Origin of the sequence: Sporofaciens musculi, from assembly GCF_009830285.1 — a bacterium.
Lineage (GTDB): Bacteria > Bacillota > Clostridia > Lachnospirales > Lachnospiraceae > Sporofaciens > Sporofaciens musculi.
Genome location: NZ_WUQX01000001.1, coordinates 1,902,892 through 1,921,322 on the forward strand (window position 1 = coordinate 1,902,892; position 18,431 = coordinate 1,921,322).

Consider the following 18,431-nt stretch of genomic DNA (forward strand, 5'->3'; position numbering starts at 1 on the left):
GATGAAGCGTATGTTTGATTTGAAGGGAAAGAAGGCCATTGTTGTCGGAGGAGCGGGAGACCTGGGCTTTGGAATGTTGGAGGGGCTTGTTGAGGCCGGCGCTCAGTGTGTTGTGATTGATGTGGATGAAAAGCTTAAAAGTGTGTGCGAGGGCTTGAATTCCAGAGGGTTTAGGACGCATCCGGTCCATGGGGACATCTCTGACAGAAAGCAGGTGAGGGAGTCCTATGAAGAGGCAATGGATATTTTTGGCAATGACCTGGACATTATGGTCAATGCTGCGGGAATCCAGATTCGTCATCCCAGTGAGGAGTTCCCTATGGAGGATTGGGACAAGGTCCTGGCGGTCAATCTGACTGGGCCTTGGATGTACATGCAGATGGCGGCAAATACTATGATACCGAAGGGATATGGAAAACTGGTTACTGTTTCGTCGCTTCAAAGTATTATTGGCGGAGTGACGATTCCGGCCTACACAGCGGCAAAGGGAGGGCTTGGAACACTGATAAAAACGTTGTCAAACGACTGGGCGGCAAAGGGTCTTAACATTAACTGTATTGCTCCAGGCTACATGGCCACGAAGCTGAATACTGGGCTTCTTGCTGATCAGAAGCGGTCGAAGGAGATTCTTGGCCGGATTCCCCAGGGAAGATGGGGGACGGGTGAGGACCTTAAGGGAGTGACGGTATTCTTATGCTCGTCGGCAAGCGATTATGTAAATGGAATTACGATACCGGTTGACGGTGGATTTTTGGGAAGATAAAGGGATAGGATGAGGCGGTGAAGTTCATGAGTGAAAAGAGACTAAGCAATAAAGTGATTGTCATTTCAGGAGGCACAAAAGGGGTCGGCCGAGCCTTTGCGGAGGTAGCAGGGCGTGAGGGAGCGAAGGTGGTGATTGGAGGACGTGACGAAAAGGCGGGAAAGGAGACGGTAAGGAATATAAAAACTTTTGGCTCAGAGGGAATGTTTGTTCACTGTGATCTTTTGAAGGTGGAGGATTGTAAGAGTTTATTTGATGAGGCTTATGAGAAGTATGGGAGGATTGACGGCTTCTTTAATTATGCGGGAGTCACGCCGGTAAGCCCGTTGGATAGCTGTGATGAGGATACGTTCGACTGGGTTATGGACGTGAACTTTAAAGCCGCCTTTTTTTGCTGCCAGCAGGCGGTGAAGTATATGCGTAGGAATGGAGGAGGCTCGATTGTCCTAACAGGCTCAGCCCATGCGTGGGGAGGGCAGAAGGACAGGGCTGCATATGCCTGCAGCAAGGGAGTGCTTAGGATTTTGACGGAGCACATCGCCCATCAGTATGCCGGCGAGCAGATCAGAGGGAATTATCTGACGCTTGGGTGGACGCCCACGGAGGGAGAAGTGGAGTTAAGGCGAAGCCAGGGAGAAAGCGAGGCTGAGCTTAGAAGGAGGGCTTCGAGGATTCTTCCGATGGGGCGTATGTGTGAGAGAAGCGATTACATGGAGGGGCTTATATATCTGATGTCGGATGAGAGCGCCATGATGACGGGGAGTACTTTTAGGCTTACGGCAGGGGAGTATATATGATTAAGAAGCTGACAATGGAGAGGAAAATAGAGTGAAAGTTTGCGTATTAATGAGTACATATAATGGAGAAAAATTTCTTTCTGAGCAGATTGAGACAATATTAAATCAAACAGGTGTGGAGGTAAATCTTCATATAAGAGATGATGGCTCGAATGACAGAACGAAAGAGATATTAAAAACGTATGCAGAAAAATACGATAATGTAAATATTACTTTCGGGGAAGCAGCAGGGGTAGGTAAAAGTTTTATGTCCTTGCTCTATTCTGCTGAACCTGCGGATTACTATGCATTTTCAGACCAGGATGACATATGGGATGCGGATAAACTCTGGTCAGCGATTCAATATATAAAGGAGAAGGCAAAGATAACAGACCCTGTCTTATATTGTGGAAATCAGAAAATTGTTGATTCAGATAGAAAATTTGTTGCGCTTAGGCTTCCAGAAAACTATGAGGATCATGGATTAATGGGAGGCATTCTGGCAAATGGTTATGCAGGATGCACTATGGTCATGAACCATATATTATGGGAACTTTTACAAGATAAAAAGAGAAGACCCAAGATGCAGTTTTTTGACAGCAGAATCCATGATGAGTGGGTTGTGGCAGTAGCGCAGGCGGTAGGTAAAGTTATCTATGATCCGGTTTCTCATATGGAGTACAGACATCATAATTCAGCGTTTACATCAACTGACAGCCTTACATCTCAAAAAAATTAAATTATAAATACAAATTTTATGTGAAGAAAATTAGGCAAATTAAGAATAGAGGATTCCATAAAAACGGAATGAGGCTTACGGCAGAGAACCTTCTTAAATTTTATCCGGAATTTCTTAATAATGATGAAAAAAGAAAACTATTGATAATGGCAAATTATAAAAAGAGTATGAAAAACAAAGTTGCTCTTTTAAGAAGTAATATGATTAGAGAATGTGTAAAAGTAAATCCGGAGATTTTGATTGTAAGGATTTTATTAGGAGTATTTTAGAAGGAGGGAGGTCTTATGAAAATAACATTTTGTCTTCCTGGATTGAAGCGCGGACCAGTAGGAGGATATAAAGTGGTATATATTTATGCAAATGCCCTTTGTGAACGCGGACATGAAGTTACGATCGTACATGATAACACGAATCTGACTGGCCGCCGCTGGATTGACAGAGTATTTCTATTTCGTATATTATTGCTGATATTCCTCTATGGATTCAAGCCGCGCTGGTATAAATTGGATAAACGTATAAATCAAGTCTTAATGTTAAATGGATTTAAGATGGATAAAGTACCAGATGGAGACGCGGTTGTAGCAACAGCCTCGGTTACTGCCGGTGATGTAAATAGGCTATCGGCAAAAAAGGGAAAAAAATATTATTTTATACAAGATTATGAAAAATGGGACAACTCAGAAGAAGATTTGATTGCAACTTATCGAATGCCCTTTACTTTTGTCACTATATCGGCATGGCTGAAAGCCTTATTAGAACAGTATACAGAATTTCCGGTTATGCTAATTCAGAATGGAATTGAATTTGATGATTTCTATGTACTTAAGGATATAGATAAGCGTAATCCGTATACGGTGGCCATGCTTTATCACAAATTACCCAATAAAGGAAGTAAGTATGGAATTCGTGCCCTTTGTAAATTAAAGAAAAAAATACCAGAATTGCATGTAAATATGTTTGGAACAATGAAAAGACCAAAAAATCTTCCCGAATGGATGGATTATACACAGAAAGCATCAAAAGATGAATTACGTTATATATATAATAATTCATCTGTTTTTCTATGTCCGACTATACGGGAAGGATTTGGATTGACAGGTGCAGAGAGTATGGCTTGTGGGTGTGCATTGGTTTCTACAAATTATGCAGGAGTACGAGAATATGCCGTTGACGGAAGAAACTCTTTGCTCTGTGATGTGAAAAGTGAGAATTCTTTGTATAAAGCGTTAAAGCGATGTATGGAGGACAACAATCTGAGAATCAGGTTGGCTAGAACGGGTAATGAGGATATACAGGCATTTTCATGGAAAAGTGCAATAGATAAGTTTGAGAGGATGCTGACGGTTGAAAAAGAAAAGATTTAAGCTGAGCCCTAGTTGGAGGAAATTTGTAGCACTTATTTATGCATTGGCGCCTTTTTTGGGATATTATGACGTTCCTTTTATCAGAAAAAATTTATTTGTGGTTCTGGTATTCTTGATATCTTTATTTACCGTTTTTCCTGTATTGGTAAAAGAAGGTTGGAGCTACAAAAAGGGAAATAATGTACTTGATATTTTGCTGCCAATGATGGGGCTTGTATTTATTACAGGAATAATCAGGCCCTTTTTAACAGGAATAAATATGACGTCAGGACAGATATATTATTTCTTTTTATTTTTTGGTACATTGGTATTCAGTTCTGTTCTCTTTATGGATGAAAAGCTAAGGAATTTATTCAGGAAATATGTTGAAGGTATTACAATATTCATGTCAATCTGTGTCGTAGTGCAATGTGTTATGCATTATATTTTAAATATGCAGGTGGAAGTAACATGGGCTATACATCTTCCGTTTCGCGAAATGATGGATACAGAGATTGCAGGAGATATTGAGATAAGAACAATGGAGATGTACAATCATTTGTTCCGACCAAGAGCATTTTTCATTGAACCAGCCAATTTTGCACAGTATTGTTCAATAGGGCTGGTAAGTATTCTGACCCAGAAGAAGGAATATAGGATGAAAGCAATCATTGTGACCTTTGCGATGATAATGACTACATCTGGAATCGGTATTTTTTCGGTTATTCTTATTTGGGGCGGGGCGTTTCTGTTAAGTGGAAAGGGAATTAAAAAAAAGACATTATTTGGAATAATGGCGCTTGCGGCCATAGGAATACCGGCTACTCTATATGCATATTTCAGGATAGAATTTATTCATAATGCAGTAGATAGAATGTTATTTTCATATGATGGATACAATTCAGTAGAAGGCAGATTAGGGACATGGAGATTTGTGCGAGAATTATCGGGAATTAAGTATGTCATTGGAAATGGATATAGAAATTTCCCTACTTTTATTAGAAATGGAGTAGTTGTGAACTATTACATGACTGCAATAACAGAGTTATTTTATTGTCAGGGCATTTTGGGAGGAATATTGTTTTGCATGTTATGTGTGGCATTAATGAAAAAGATATGGAACAGACGAGATAAAAGTTGTATTCTTATGGTGTTTATAGCAATTATTTACATTATTGGCTCCAATTTGTTTGTGCCATATAGGGCGGTTCTGTATATACCCTTTTTATTTTATTTGGCAGAAAAAGATGATAATAAAGAAAATGAATTTATTGATGTGATAAAAGGAAATTTATATGAAAAAGATAGGATTAATAACATTTTGGAAAGATAATTATGGTTCAGCTTTGCAATGTTATGCTACAAAATCAATTATTCAGAAAATGGAATATAATTGTGAGGTATTAGTGTATGAACCTCATGGAAAAGAAAAATATATCAGTTTTATGAAAAGGGCTTTTGATCGTCTGTGGCAAAGTATCACAGCTCCTGGTTTTTATAAACATTATTCAGAATTGAGAAGAAATTCCCAAAATACATTTCGGGATATGCCGGATAGCGTGAAATTTAGTTTAGAATTATTTTGCCAGTCTGTACTGCAGCCAAGAGGGTACGGCAGAGCAATGTTAAAAAAAATAGGAAATAGCCAAGAGTATACTGCGTTTATTGCGGGTTCAGATCAGATATGGAACGGAGCGGCGCCAGTAGACTCTTTTTATTTTCTTGCGTTTGCTCCAGATAATAAAAAGATTGCGTTTGCTCCTAGTTTTGGAACATCCAAAGTGATGAATTATAACCGGAAAAGGTTTGAAAATTTGATTAAAAAATTCCGGTATTTATCGGTACGGGAGGAGGATGGAATAAAAAATGTTCATAGTCTGACTGGCAGATATGCGCAGCGTATTTCAGACCCGGTAGTTATGATTGATAAAAAAGGGTGGACAGATTTTTCAGAGGGGGGAATCGTACATGTTCGTCCTTATATATTACTGTTTTTTCTGAATAAACCAGACAATAAAGTTGTAGAAACAATCCAAAATATAGCTAATTATGAAAAAAAGAAATATGATACTTTATGTTTTGTATATAAATATGATAATTTTTTTCAAATAGAAGGATACCGTACAGTAGAGGGAGGACCTAAGGATTATCTTTCTCTGATTAGTCATGCGGAGTTTATATTTACCGATTCTTTCCACACAGCGCTTTTTAGTATCATTTTTAATCGCTCTTTTTATGTTTTTCCCAGAAATTATGGACATAGCTGTGAACAGACAAGCCGCCTTCGCACTTTGCTGCGTATATATAAATGTGAGAATCGAATGATTTGGAATGAAAACGCAGCAAAAAACATAGAGATTACTCCATTACATGATTGTAGTCAGATATTGGAAAAAGAAAGAAATAGAGCAATCAAATTTCTTGAAGCTTCTATTGCATCATGCAATAACAATAGGGGGAAGATTGGGAAAAAAGGGATACCTGAATTAAGGGAATTATGTACAGGTTGCTGTGTGTGTGAAACAGTTTGTCCGACAGGGGCGATTAAGATGAAAGAACATCCGAAAGGTTACATGATTCCGGAAATTGATGTTAAACGGTGCATTTCTTGCGGAAAATGTGAAAGGTATTGTAACACTGTACTGAATTTTAAGAAGATTAAGAAAACCGCTTATGTTGCATATGCCAAAGACAAGATGATTAGAGATTCTTCCGCCTCAGGGGGGATGTTTCAAATTTTAGCGAGATATACCATCCTTAAAGGTGGAATCGTATTTGGAGCAGGCATTTTGTATGAAAACAATCATATTGAGATTCGGCATTTATCTGCAGAAACGGAAGAAGAACTTTATCCGCTTCTGAATTCAAAATATGTGGAGAGTAATTGCAGCGGAATATATACCAAGGTGCTAAAAGAATTAAAAAAAGGAAGGATGGTTCTTTATAGTGGAACGTCTTGTCAGATAGAGGGACTAAAAAGATATTTACAAGGTAAAGAATATTCTAATCTATATACAATAGACTTGATCTGTCACGGCGTACCAGGCAGATATCTATATCATAATTATATTTCTTACTTGGAAGAAAAATATAAGTCAAAAATCACAGGATTTTCTTTTCGGAATAAGAAGTTAGATGATTTATTTACCGAGAGAATCCAGTTTATAGACGGGGAGAAAGCGGTTCAGTGGAAAAAATCACCATATTATCGAATGTTTTTTGAAGAACAAAGTTATCGGGACTGTTGTTATCAATGCCAATATTCTTCTGTTCATAAGCCAAGCGATATTACTCTTGGAGATTATTTTGAAGTGAATCAAGATTATCCAGAGCTATTTAAGCAGGGGGAGATTTTAGAAAAGGTTGGGAATCCATCTTCTGTGATTATTCATACGGCTCAGGGAGTGAAATTAATTGACGAGTGCAGGGAACACATCCGAGTACATGAGGTCGATGTGGATAGAGTACAATTAAGTCATCGGCAATTATGTATTCCGTCGGTATATACTCATCAGCGTGAAAGATTATTTAAACTTTATAAAGAAGGAGGTTTTAAAGCAATTCAACAATACTATTGGTGGAAAGATTTTGTGGAATTTTTACCTAAAACATTTGTACTTATGATGAAAAAAACAGAAGAAGGTGAGTAATATGTATCAATGGATAACCTATCTTAGAAACATTATATTTGGATATATTTATGCCAAAAGAATTATTATAAGAAATAAAGACTCCAATATACTTTTAACATATAGAGGAGTTGGAGATCGCGTTTTCATGTTAGCATACGTTAGAGCCTATCAAAAGCAGCATAATATTAAAAATATTAAAATCATTTCTGGCGATCCGGATAGTCCGGTTTATCAATGCTTTGGAATGAAAAGAAACGAATTAATATATGAAAAAGAGAAGCACATATATATCATGAATAAGTTTTATACTACCTATGCGGGATTTAAATTTAGGAAAAAATATCCACAACTAGTTCCGGTTACTATTTTTGCATATGTTCGGACAGATTTATTTGATTATAATAGAATCATAAGATTTTCGGATGTGGTAAAAGTGATATATCAATTACCTAAAAGTACAACTCCTGATAAATGTGTAAGCTTAAGTTCAGGAGGACTTGCAGAAAAACTATTGGCAGAAGGAGTTATTATACCAAATAGAACGGTACTGATGAATCCATATGCCAATAGTGTCAAGGAGTTATCTTTAGACCTTTTTGAGAAAATTGTCAAAGAACTGACGAATTGGGGGATTAACGTGATTGTATCGGCTCAAAAAGGAAAAAGGAGGATAAGTAATGCGTATCATTTAGACTTTACACTGGATGAGGCAATCCCATTGTGTAATGCAGTTGGTTTTGTGATTGGAGCGAGAAGTGGATTTATGGATTTAGTTTCTTTTTCTAATGCGGCAATACTCTCCATTGACAGTGATGAATATCCACATTCGGATTTATTTTTACTGGAAGATTGTTGGCAGCAGAACCATAAGATAAAGACGATTCGGTTATGTAATGGAAATGAAGAAGAATTGATAAAAAAGGTAGTTGACAATACGTTAAAATATTTTAATATTAGCAAATAACGGAATAGGTATGGTACATAATTATGAGTAACAAATTGAAAAGATCAATAAAGTTAAATACAGTTATTTTTGCATTAAAAAGGGTATTGACAGTGATTTTTCCAATGATAACTTTACCATATGCGTTACGTGTATTAGGTGTTGAAAATATAGGGAATTATAATTTTGTGTTATCTGTTATCGGATATTTTACGTTAATTGGTATTCTTGGTTTGCATGACTATGGAAGGCGTGACGGTGCAATCATCCGGAGCGACAGACAAAAAATCTCATTGTTTGCATCAGAAATATTTTCATTCAATCTATTTATTACGAGTATTGCATATATTATGCTATTTATTTGTACGCTCTTGATTAGTAGGCTGAGAAAAGACGGGCTGTTAGTATTTATATGTTCATTATCTATCTTACTTACAACGATTGGAGTTGAATGGATATATAGCGTATATGAAGATTATATTTATATTACAGTACGGCAAATTTTGACTCAATTTGTATCAATGATATTGATGTTTATATTTGTTCGCGACAGAGATGATTTGCTTGTCTATGCAGCTATCTCTATCATAGCGTCTGCAGGTTCAAATTTATTTAATTTATTCCATTCAAAAAAATATTGTGATCTGAAATTTACACTAAAAGGTAATTGGAAAACCCATTTGCAGAAAAGTATTATTTTTTGCAAATTCAATGATGATAACAATCTATGTACATACAGATATGACTATTTTAGGATTTCTCTGCGGAGATTACAGCGTGGGATTATATAGCGCGGCCGTAAAAGTATACAATGTAATTGGCGCTATATTAATAGCTGCAGCAAGCGTAGGAATTGCAAGATTAAGCGAATATTCAGGAAATGGTAAAAAGTATGAGTTCAATCAGTTGGCTGAAGAAATTTACGGAGTAATCCTTACTATAACATTTCCCGTAGTCGTGGGAGTATGTTGTTATTGCAGAGAAATAATCTGTATGGTTGGAGGTAAGGAATATACAGAGGCTCATACGTCGTTGTTCATATTATCAATCGCTCTTTTATTTTTTATTTTGGCCGTTTATTGGGGACAATGTATTTTGATTCCAAACGGAAAAGAAAAAGAATTACTGTATATCACTTCTATAAGTGCGGTTATAAATATTGTATTAAATTTTGCGCTTATTCCATTTCTAAAACAAGATGCAGCAGCTATAACTACAATGTTAAGCGAAGGTTTTACCGCGCTTTTAACGATCATATATGGAAGAAAATTGGTCAAATTAGAAGGGATATACTCTATTATATTGAAAAGTCTGATAGGAAGCGGATTTGTGTGTGTTGTTTCAGTGACTTTGAAGAATATTTTTATTAACCCTAATATAGCGTTGGGTGTGAGTATCATATTAAGTGCGGTTGGATACCTCATGATTGAAGTAGTTGTTAAAAATGAAGTGGTTTATAAGCCTGTAATTTTTTGTATTCAAAAGTTATTTAATTGATGTACCTTAAGCGGGATGGAGGAAATATGATAAAAAGTAAGATAAAAAATATGGTTAAAACGATTATAAAGTCGTATAAAAAAGTGGGATGGAGATGTATGGATACCGGCCCTATAGATGTCCATATGAATGGACAAATCCATCGGATTATCAGATTTTTCGGCTTTACGGTAAGCGGTAAATTAGATGGCCAAAAGGGTAAGGGGGGGTATAAATACTCCGGTATTTTATCTGAAAATTAACAGAGAGGCCCCGTACACTCTGGAATGTATTCAGATGTGGCTGGACATCGCGGCGCAGATGGGGGCAGATTATTATATTGTATGTGATAATAAATGGCTGGAGCACAAGGTTTTGAAAACCTGTCTTTTTGAGGACCGTAATATCAAATTCATCCCCTCTTATGGCCGCTCTCTCAGGCAGACTGCGGACAGGCTCTATACAGGAAATTGGAGGTTTGCCACACATGCCCATTTAACACCTTTCTATCATGCGAAAAAAATGGGATATCAGTCGTTTTGGAGTGTGGATGCAGACGATACTTCTTTTTTGATGGAATATGAAAGAACGAGTCAGGCTCTTATACAGGTGGAACAGTATGTAAAGGAAAAGGCGTATCTGCCATGTCCCTTGATATGTGGTTTAGCCGTACCCATGGCAAACATTGGAGCTTTGGCGTGACTTTTATTAATGATAATGTAGGATTTATAGACATTTTTCAGAATACGGTATCTAAAGAATGGATGAAGCATTATCAAGAGATGGAAACCGCATTTAACCTGGATTGGTTTTTACTTATCTGAAGGATTTTGAGGACATAAAGATAGAGACCTTTTATATAGAAAGGTGCTGGTTCATCCATTGGGGAAATTCTCTTATCAATCCTTTTTATTCCTGGGTAAATTATTGGGAGAATGGGAAGATACATTATCCGATTTTGGAGGGGATCTATCACAATAAAGAAGCTGGATGTCTGGATATTGCGGATGCGGTCAGAATCGACGTGAGAGCCACGAGGGATGAGGGTATGAGGATTCTGGAAAATAGAATCTGTAAATCCAGATATTTTCAGAGCCAGCAAAGAAGGTTATTTCAAAACCAGGATTTTGCAGGTGATAAAGATTATCTAAGATTTTGAAGGGAGGCTGCATAATGGGAGAGTTGGAGTATATTATCGTTCAGGCAGGCGGCAAGGGAACGCGCATGAAGGAGTTGACAAAAAATAAACCAAAAGCATTGGTACCGGTGAATAACCTGCCGATGCTTTTTCATTTGTTCCGTAAATTTCCGGATAAGAAGTATGTGATTATCGGGGATTATAAATATGATGTGCTAAAACGTTATCTGAGGGAATTTGCAGAGGTGGAGTATTGTCTGGTATGCGGTACGGGGCATGTGGGCACCTGCGGGGGACTAAAGGAGGCTCTTTCTCATATTCCTGGGCAGAAACGTTTCATGCTAATCTGGTGCGATTTGATTCTTCCGGATGTGTATGAAATACCAAACTCAAAGGGTGATATCATCGGTCTGTCAAAGGATTTTCCATGCAGGTGGAAGTATGAGAACGGGGTGTTCAGTGAGAAAAAAGTTCTGAGTTTGGCGTGGCGGGTTTTTTTTTCATTTTCATGACGAACAGCGCCTTGAAGATGTACCGGATGAGGGGGAGTTTGTTCGCTGGCTTCAATCAAAAGGCTTTCATTTTGAAGAACAAGGGCTGTACCGCACTCATGAGTACGGGCTGTACAGTGAGTGGGAGAAGTTGAGTAAGGCAAGATGCCGTCCCTTTAACAGTATGAGAGTGGAGGGGGATAGAATCTATAAGCTTCCTGTTGATAAGCAGGGCAGAGAGCTGGCAGTTCGGGAGGCGGCCTGGTATCAAAAGATTAAAGAGGAAAAGTTTGAAAATATCCCTGTAATCTATGAGTATGAGCCTCTTTGTATGGAGTACATTGATGGAAGGAATATCTATGAATATGATTCCATTTCCTATGAGGAGAAGAAGGGGATTCTGGAACAGGTGATTGGGTGTCTGAGGCAAGTCCATGGTTTGGAGTCGGTTCCGTCTGACCAGGAGAGTTACAGGATTGCTTATTTGGATAAAACATATGAGAGGCTTAAGAAGGTGCGCCCTCTGGTTCCTTTTGGGGATGATGAGGCGGTGGTGGTAAACGGTAGAAGGTGCAGAAATATTTTCTGCTGTCAGGATATTGTGGAGAGGCTGGTGATGGAGTATTGTCCGGACAGCTTCCGACTGATTCATGGGGATTGTACCTTCAGCAATATGATGCTTAAGCAGGATAAGACGCCGGTTTTACTTGACCCGCGGGGGTATTTTGGAAGGACTAAGCTCTATGGAGACGCAGCCTATGACTGGGTAAAGCTGTATTATTCCCTGGTAAGTAATTATGACCAGTTTAATTTGAAGCGTTTTACCCTTGATATTGATGAGAAAGGCGTGAGACTTGTGATTGCGTCAAACCATTGGGAAGATATGGAGGACTGTTTTTTTGAGCTCTTGGAGGGGGAAGTGACAAGGAGGCAGATGAAGCTGTTTCTGGCGATTACGTGGTTGAGTCTTACCACCTATGCCTGGGAGGATTATGATTCGATTTGCGGGGCATTTTATAATGGACTTTATTATTTGGAGGAGGCGCTAGATGAATACAATGAATAAATTTTTTGACAGGAATAGCAGGATTATTGGGAATGCGTTGGATTCGATTTCTGAACATGATATGGAGAGGCTGATTTCTGACTGTGAGAGAACGATTAGAAAGGGACATAAGGTGATTGCGTCTGGATTGGGGAAGAATGTGCCTATCTGTGATAAGTTTGTAGGGACCATGCTTTCCCTTGGGCTGGATGCGGGATTCCTCCATATGAATTCTGCGGTGCATGGGGATATGGGAATGGTACATAAGGGAGATTTGGTGATTATTCTTACCAAAAGCGGTGCGACTGCGGAGACGGTGTACCTTGTGGAATTGCTGAGGAAGCGGGAGGATGTGAAGCTGTGGCTTATAAGCTTTGAGCAGCAGAGTGTGCTGGCGGACACCATGGAAAATAAGATATTAATCCAGATGGAACATGAGGGGGATCTGTGGGATATTGTTCCGAATAATTCCACAACCCTGAATCTGATTGTGCTTCAGACGGTTGCGGTGGAGTTGTCAAGGCGGCTTCGTCTGGATTTGGAGAGGGATTTTAAGCCTAACCATCCGGGAGGGGCTATTGGGGAGAGGCTGAATCATAAATAAGCTGATTTTATCTGACAAATAGAAACACAAGATATGGCAATTTATGTGAAGCATGATTTGCCATATCTTGTGAATGTTCTGCTTAAAGGTGCAGTCCCTTCTTAATATTCAACCTCCACCGGCATTCTCACTTTTGCCGATTCCATAACCGCAAGGAGTGCAAGCACCGTATTAGCCGAATCCTTAAGCGTCACCGGAAATTCCTCCCCAGACAACATACAATCCACAAACCCGCTGATACTCTGGAATGCAAATCCATGATGCTTCCCGAAGATTTTATTCTGTACAATCACATCCGGCACCACTACCTTTTGGTCCGTATACTGCTGAATCATATTGTGGTTGCTGGCGTCAATACTAATCATACCCTTATCTCCGATTACGTTAAACTTAATATCATTTACACAGGGATTGGCGTTAGGCGTAATCCATCCGTTTTCCATCTGAGCGATTCCGCCCTTGCAGAATTCAATCGTGGTCAGATACTCGTCCACCGTATCCACGCCCTGGCCCTTCAGCACGCCTTCACGGCTTACGCTGTATACCCGCTTCACTTCGTCATGGAAGAACCAGCGGAGGGTATCCAGACTGTGGCTTCCCAAAAACCATAAAATCGAAGATTTTGCCGCCCAGGGAAGCATATCTGTGGCCACCCATTTGATATCGTTCAATCGTATGTAGGCGCTGTAAAGATTGCCAAGCTCGCCCCGGTCTACAGCTTCATGGGCGGCGTTAAACGGCGGACTCCAGCGGTTATGTAAATCTACCATAGCCCGCACCTGATTCTTTTCCACCGCATTTACAATACGGTACACATCCTCCCTTGTTGTGGCAAGAGGCTTTTCAATCAGCATATGCTTTTTATGCTCGGCCGCGGCCTCTGCTATATCGGCATGGGCAAAGTCCGGCGTTACGATTGCCACGGCGTCGCAGTCTGCCTTTTGAAACATCTCATTGTAATCGTCATATACCTCTTTAATTCCAAGTTTAGAGGCCATTGCTTCCGCTTTCTGGCGGTTCATGTCGCAGATTGCGTTTATTTCTGCAAATGGATGCTCCTGGTAAATTCTGGCATGGTTCTCCCCCCAGATTCCGGCGCCTACAATAGCCATTTTAAGTTTTGAACTCATGATTATTCCTCCTACTTCTAAATATAATGCCCCTTGACCTTCCCACTCTATCCTTTCACAGAACCAAATGTCAGGCCGCGGATCATATGCTTTTGTACAATGATTGCAAAAATTAATACCGGCAGAACGGCCATTACGCCTGTCGCCGCCATTTCTCCCCATTTTACCCCTGATACAGACAGATACATCATGACGGAGGTGGGAATGGTCTTGGCCTGAATACTGGTCAGGAAATTAGCAAATACAAACTCATTCCACGAGTTAATGACACAGAAAATGGACGTTGCCACAAGTCCAGGGGTAATCAGCGGTAGAAGAATTTTAATGATTCCGGTAAGCCTTGAGCAGCCGTCCACCCAGCCTGCCTCCTCCAGTTCAATGGGCATATCCTCGATGAAGCCCCGCATCATCCAGATGGTAAATGGGATATTAAAGGTTGTATAGCAGATGATGAGCACCAGTCTGGTATCCAGAAGTCCGGCCATGGAAGCCATCATAAAATAAGGAATCACGACTGCCATGGGCGGCAGGAATTTCTGACTCAGCACCCAGAAGGCGCGGTCTTCCCGCTTTTTCCATTTGTATCTTGCAAATCCGTAGGCCGCAAAGCTGCCAATCGCCAGTGAAATCAGCGTAGATATTACAGCAATTATAAAACTGTTCTGAAAGAAGTCAATGATATTGCTGTCCTCGATAATAGCCTGATAATTCTTCAGAGTCGGCGTCACGAAAATCTTTGACGGGTCAAGAATGTCTACCCTGTTCCGAAAGCTTACCATAATCATCCATACAAAAGGAAGCAGGCAGGCCATACACATCAAAAGCAGAAAGACGCTGCGGGCAAGACTTAAGATTTTTCTTTTACCTTTTCGATTCATTACACAGCTTCCTCCTTCCTCATTCTCTTAATCAGGAATTTACTGATACAGGTTGTAAGAACAAGCAGCACCAGAGCAATGGCGGCCGCCCGTCCAATCAAGCCGTTCTGGGCGTTAGCCATACGGAATATATGAAGGCTTAAAAACTCCGTAGCCGTTCCGGGCCCGCCCTGAGTCAAAACGTATGCGACGTCAAACAGCTTCAGACAGTCAATCACCCGAAACAGAAGGGTTAAGTACACAAGCTTCTTAATCATAGGAATCGTGATATAAAATAATTCCTGAATCCTCGTTGCACCGTCAATAGCAGCAGATTCGTAAGGCTCGTCTGGTACAGAGCGAAGTCCGGCATACACAATCAGCGTTACAAAGGGTGTATATTGCCACACATCCACCATAAGAATCGACCAGAAGGCCATTTTCTCGGAAAGCCATGTCACTTTCAGTCCAAAGAGTGTATTCAGAAAATGGTTTATGATTCCATATTCCGAATTCAGCATCAGCTTCCACATCTGTGCAGCGATGGAAGGGGTGATGACAAGGGGAATGATCATAATACCAATTACGAGAGGCTTTAGCTTAAACTCCCAGGAGTTTAAGCATAAACCTGTCAGAAATCCAAGGACTAATTCAACCGCCGTAGCCAGAACCATGAACGCCAGACTGATGAACACGGAATGCCAGAAATCTCTGTCAGCTCCGGAAAACAGTCTTACAAAATTCTCAATTCCCACAAACTCTGTTTTGGAAAAGTCCCAGCCAAGCTGGTAATTTGTAAAGCTGATGATTGTCAGAAATATCGTTGGTATTACGGAAAGCACGATCATCGTCACCATTGCCGGTGCAATGTATTTTAAGTATTCTTTCTCTTTCCTTCGCATGAACCTACCTCTTTCTTTACTTAATTAAGTCCTCAATATCCTTCTGCATATCCTCGCATGCCTTGTCGGTGGTCGTGTCTCCTGTCAGCGCAGAGCTTCCGTAACCGCCTGCAATATCAAGAATCTGGTTAATAGAATCGTGCTGCGGAATCCAGGAGAGTCCCTTTTCTACCAGACCGTTTGCAGACTCAAGGGCTGCCTTTTGGGCCTCGTAGGACGGATTGGTTTCCTGAAGCTCGCTATCGTCAAATGCAGACGCCCTTGTTGCAACGCCTCCGTTTTCCACATACTCTTTTACCTTTTCCCTGCTTGCCATGTAAGAGATGAAAGCCCACGCAGCGTCCTTATTCTTAGAACTTTCCGGAATCCCAAGGTTCCAGCCTGCAAGGGCGGCGCCGTCTCCTGCCGGTCCCGTAGGAGTGGGAACGAATGCAACCTTGTCGGATACGGTTGATGCTTCAGGGTCTGTAATCTGTCCTGCAAGGGCGGTAGCGTCCAGCCACATGGCTGTCTTTCCAGAGATAAAAGCTCCCAAGGCTTCCTCATGGGTGTAAGAGCCAACATCCGGAGGCGCGCATTTTAATAACTCAACGAAATATTTAAGAGATTCCTTTGTCTCGTCTGTGGTGCAGGTTACTACCTCGTCGTCAGAGCCAATGGTTTCCTGATCCAAAAATCCGCCGCCGAAGTTGTACATCAGGCTCATCCAGCCAGATGCGAAATGAATTCCTCTCTGAGCCCTCATGCTTACGCCGTAAAGTCCGTCCTCTTTTCCGTTAAAGAACTGTGCCAGCTCTAAGAATTCATCCATAGTCTCTGGCGCTTCTTTATCGTATTTTTCAAACAAGTCTGTTCTATAAGCAATAAATCTTGTCTCGCCGGCAGTCGGGATTCCGTAATTGACTCCGCCCGCGCCAGCGATACCATTGCGGTATGCGGGCATAATGTCCTCATAGTCGAACCATTCCGGAGTTTTTTCCGTATTTTCAGCGTAGTCGCTGATTGGGACAAGAACATTTTTGGAAGCATATTCGCTCATCCAGAACGCGTCAACCATGAATACGTCATAGCTTCCGGCGCCCTGGGCGTCTAAGAGTTGTTTGTTTTTAAGGTTTGTCTCCTCAACAATATCCCATACAACCTTGATGCCGGTCAGGTCTGTAAATTCCTTCTCCATTTTCTTAAAGGCGTCCGTAGACGGATGAGAAGCCATGGCTACCGTAATTTCGGCTCCGTCAAAATTTTTCTTTACAGCCGCGCCCCAGTCCTCTAAGGTCTTTCCCTCCTCTGCCGTAAAACTTAACTCCTTGCCGCCGCTGCCGTTATTCTTCTCCGTCTCATTTTTGTCCTTAGAGCCGCAGGCTCCAAGCCCCATTGTCATTGTGCCGGCGAGAATCAAGGACAATATCTTTTTCGTTCTGTTTTTCATACTTTTTCTCCAATCTTTGATTTCATGCCACTTTGTTGTTTTGTGCTTCGTCCGTTATGCATAACTTCTGTTATGTATTATATAATTTCTTGATTCTTTTGTATTTATTGATTATTATTCGATTTTTACAAAATATTCTCCTGTTTTTCTGGATTTATGTTATATTATTAACAAAAATTTACATACAAAAAGCTGTTCTTGTATGATTTTTGACAAGAACAGCCCTTCTGTAATGCTTTTTATATGACAGAACGGTTTTTTACAGACCGCTGATAACCGCTTGGAGTCATGTTTGTAATCTGCTTAAAATTACTGGAAAAATGATGTACCGAGCTATAATTCAATAGCCCTGCAATCTGTGTATAAGTATATTTATCCTCGCTGATCAGCCGCTTGGCTTCTTTGATTTTCATCTGACTGTAATATTCCATCACGCTTACGCCCATCTGCTTCTTAAAAACTTTCAGGATGTAGCTTTTGGAGAAGGAGAGCTGGCAGCAGATATCATCCAGGGTCACCTTTTGATAAATGGAAGACAGGATGATGCCGATTACCTGATCTACGATCATTCGCTCGTTGGCAAAATCGCGGTCCTGGTATATTTCCGGAAGCTTATCCTTAAGATAACTGTTGCGAATTAAGGTAAGCAGCAGAAGCTCAAGCTGATTTTTTAATTCCTGTAATCCGCCGTAGGGCGCATCTTCTTTTAGTTTAAGCTTTTGCTGGTCAAAAATGTCATAGGGCCCCTCAAAAACCTTTTGGCCGGCTGCGTAAAGCCGTTTGACAATCTGGGTTTCCTCGCCGTAAAATTTTAGAACGCGGCTTTGTATGGCGGACAATTCCTTGCACTTACAGTCAAAGCTGATAATAAATGTGCTGGCAAAATCACCGACGGATAAAATATTATGAAGCTCATTAGGGGCGTGGAGATATGCTTCGCCGGAGGTTACATAGTACTCCTTATCATTGGATACCACCTTTACATTTCCATAATCAATGTATACCAATTCCCAGAAATTATGGCTTTCCCCGATTCCCTCGAATTCCTTTACATATTCAAAATAGTGAAAGCTGATAAAATTGGATATGCACAGCTTATTTTCTACTCCGGTTCTTTTATAATAATCCATTCTTTTTCCTCGACCTGACATGTATTTCTTTCA

21 protein-coding genes are annotated in these 18,431 nt (G+C 40.4%); 16 read left to right on the top strand and 5 right to left on the bottom strand.

Annotation, left to right across the window (positions count from 1 at the left end; all coding sequences use genetic code 11):
- Nucleotide 1: 1 nt before the first annotated feature.
- The 16 genes from GN277_RS09400 (at nt 2) to GN277_RS09470 (ending at nt 12,950) form a co-directional block, all read left to right on the top strand.
- Nucleotides 2-763, top strand: coding sequence for an SDR family oxidoreductase (locus GN277_RS09400; protein WP_159750833.1), 762 nt, complete (start codon nt 2-4; stop codon nt 761-763).
- Between the two features lie 26 nt (nt 764-789).
- Nucleotides 790-1,560 (top strand): SDR family NAD(P)-dependent oxidoreductase, encoded by a 771-nt coding sequence (locus GN277_RS09405; protein ID WP_159750834.1) that lies wholly within the window; start codon nt 790-792, stop codon nt 1,558-1,560.
- Nucleotides 1,561-1,609: 49 nt separating this feature from the next.
- Entirely contained in the window at nt 1,610-2,278 is a 669-nt protein-coding gene (locus tag GN277_RS09410) for a glycosyltransferase (protein WP_159750835.1), read from the top strand.
- Nucleotides 2,279-2,298: 20 nt separating this feature from the next.
- Nucleotides 2,299-2,547, top strand: coding sequence for a hypothetical protein (locus GN277_RS09415; RefSeq protein ID WP_159750836.1), 249 nt, complete (start codon nt 2,299-2,301; stop codon nt 2,545-2,547).
- 15 nt (nt 2,548-2,562) lie between these two features.
- A complete protein-coding gene (locus tag GN277_RS09420) occupies nt 2,563-3,642 on the top strand; it encodes a glycosyltransferase family 4 protein (RefSeq protein WP_159750837.1) in 1,080 nt (359 codons plus the stop codon).
- Nucleotides 3,623-4,954 carry an O-antigen ligase family protein gene (locus GN277_RS09425; RefSeq protein WP_159750838.1) on the top strand — a complete coding sequence of 444 codons (1,332 nt, stop codon included), beginning with the start codon at nt 3,623-3,625 and terminating at the stop codon, nt 4,952-4,954. Before GN277_RS09420 ends, GN277_RS09425 begins: the two co-directional genes overlap by 20 nt.
- Entirely contained in the window at nt 4,917-7,271 is a 2,355-nt protein-coding gene (locus GN277_RS09430) for a polysaccharide pyruvyl transferase family protein (protein WP_159750839.1), read from the top strand. Before GN277_RS09425 ends, GN277_RS09430 begins: the two co-directional genes overlap by 38 nt.
- 1 nt (nt 7,272) lies before the next feature.
- Entirely contained in the window at nt 7,273-8,217 is a 945-nt protein-coding gene (locus GN277_RS09435) for a hypothetical protein (protein ID WP_159750840.1), read from the top strand.
- A gap of 23 nt (nt 8,218-8,240) precedes the next feature.
- Nucleotides 8,241-8,987 carry an oligosaccharide flippase family protein gene (locus tag GN277_RS09440; protein WP_159750841.1) on the top strand — a complete coding sequence of 249 codons (747 nt, stop codon included), beginning with the start codon at nt 8,241-8,243 and terminating at the stop codon, nt 8,985-8,987.
- Nucleotides 8,938-9,693, top strand: coding sequence for an oligosaccharide flippase family protein (locus GN277_RS09445; protein ID WP_159750842.1), 756 nt, complete (start codon nt 8,938-8,940; stop codon nt 9,691-9,693). Before GN277_RS09440 ends, GN277_RS09445 begins: the two co-directional genes overlap by 50 nt.
- 26 nt (nt 9,694-9,719) lie before the next feature.
- Entirely contained in the window at nt 9,720-9,935 is a 216-nt protein-coding gene (locus GN277_RS09450; protein WP_159750843.1) for a hypothetical protein, read from the top strand.
- Between the two features lie 34 nt (nt 9,936-9,969).
- Nucleotides 9,970-10,374 carry a hypothetical protein gene (locus tag GN277_RS09455; protein ID WP_159750844.1) on the top strand — a complete coding sequence of 135 codons (405 nt, stop codon included), beginning with the start codon at nt 9,970-9,972 and terminating at the stop codon, nt 10,372-10,374.
- A gap of 256 nt (nt 10,375-10,630) precedes the next feature.
- A complete protein-coding gene (locus tag GN277_RS09460; RefSeq protein WP_159750845.1) occupies nt 10,631-10,831 on the top strand; it encodes a hypothetical protein in 201 nt (66 codons plus the stop codon).
- A 14-nt stretch (nt 10,832-10,845) separates the two neighbouring features.
- Nucleotides 10,846-11,322 (top strand): nucleotidyltransferase family protein, encoded by a 477-nt coding sequence (locus GN277_RS30075; RefSeq protein WP_244324650.1) that lies wholly within the window; start codon nt 10,846-10,848, stop codon nt 11,320-11,322.
- Nucleotides 11,323-11,452: 130 nt separating this feature from the next.
- A complete protein-coding gene (locus GN277_RS30080) occupies nt 11,453-12,367 on the top strand; it encodes an aminoglycoside phosphotransferase family protein (protein ID WP_244324651.1) in 915 nt (304 codons plus the stop codon).
- Nucleotides 12,351-12,950: an SIS domain-containing protein gene (locus GN277_RS09470; protein WP_244324652.1), complete on the top strand. Its 600-nt coding sequence runs from the start codon at nt 12,351-12,353 to the stop codon at nt 12,948-12,950. Before GN277_RS30080 ends, GN277_RS09470 begins: the two co-directional genes overlap by 17 nt.
- Nucleotides 12,951-13,051: 101 nt before the next feature.
- On the opposite strand, the gene GN277_RS09475 is transcribed toward GN277_RS09470, so the two are convergent.
- The 5 genes from GN277_RS09475 to GN277_RS09495 all read right to left on the bottom strand — a co-directional run bounded on the left by GN277_RS09475 (nt 13,052) and on the right by GN277_RS09495 (nt 18,419).
- Nucleotides 13,052-14,080, bottom strand: coding sequence for a Gfo/Idh/MocA family protein (locus GN277_RS09475; protein ID WP_244324653.1), 1,029 nt, complete (start codon nt 14,078-14,080; stop codon nt 13,052-13,054).
- A 47-nt stretch (nt 14,081-14,127) separates the two neighbouring features.
- Nucleotides 14,128-14,958: a carbohydrate ABC transporter permease gene (locus tag GN277_RS09480; protein WP_159750846.1), complete on the bottom strand. Its 831-nt coding sequence runs from the start codon at nt 14,956-14,958 to the stop codon at nt 14,128-14,130.
- The gene (locus GN277_RS09485; RefSeq protein WP_159750847.1) at nt 14,958-15,839 is read right to left on the bottom strand and encodes a carbohydrate ABC transporter permease; all 882 of its coding nucleotides are present in this window, start codon (nt 15,837-15,839) and stop codon (nt 14,958-14,960) included. Before GN277_RS09485 ends, GN277_RS09480 begins: the two co-directional genes overlap by 1 nt.
- A 16-nt stretch (nt 15,840-15,855) precedes the next feature.
- The gene (locus tag GN277_RS09490; protein WP_159750848.1) at nt 15,856-17,268 is read right to left on the bottom strand and encodes an ABC transporter substrate-binding protein; all 1,413 of its coding nucleotides are present in this window, start codon (nt 17,266-17,268) and stop codon (nt 15,856-15,858) included.
- Nucleotides 17,269-17,507: 239 nt separating this feature from the next.
- Nucleotides 17,508-18,419: an AraC family transcriptional regulator gene (locus tag GN277_RS09495; RefSeq protein ID WP_159750849.1), complete on the bottom strand. Its 912-nt coding sequence runs from the start codon at nt 18,417-18,419 to the stop codon at nt 17,508-17,510.
- Nucleotides 18,420-18,431 lie beyond the last annotated feature (12 nt).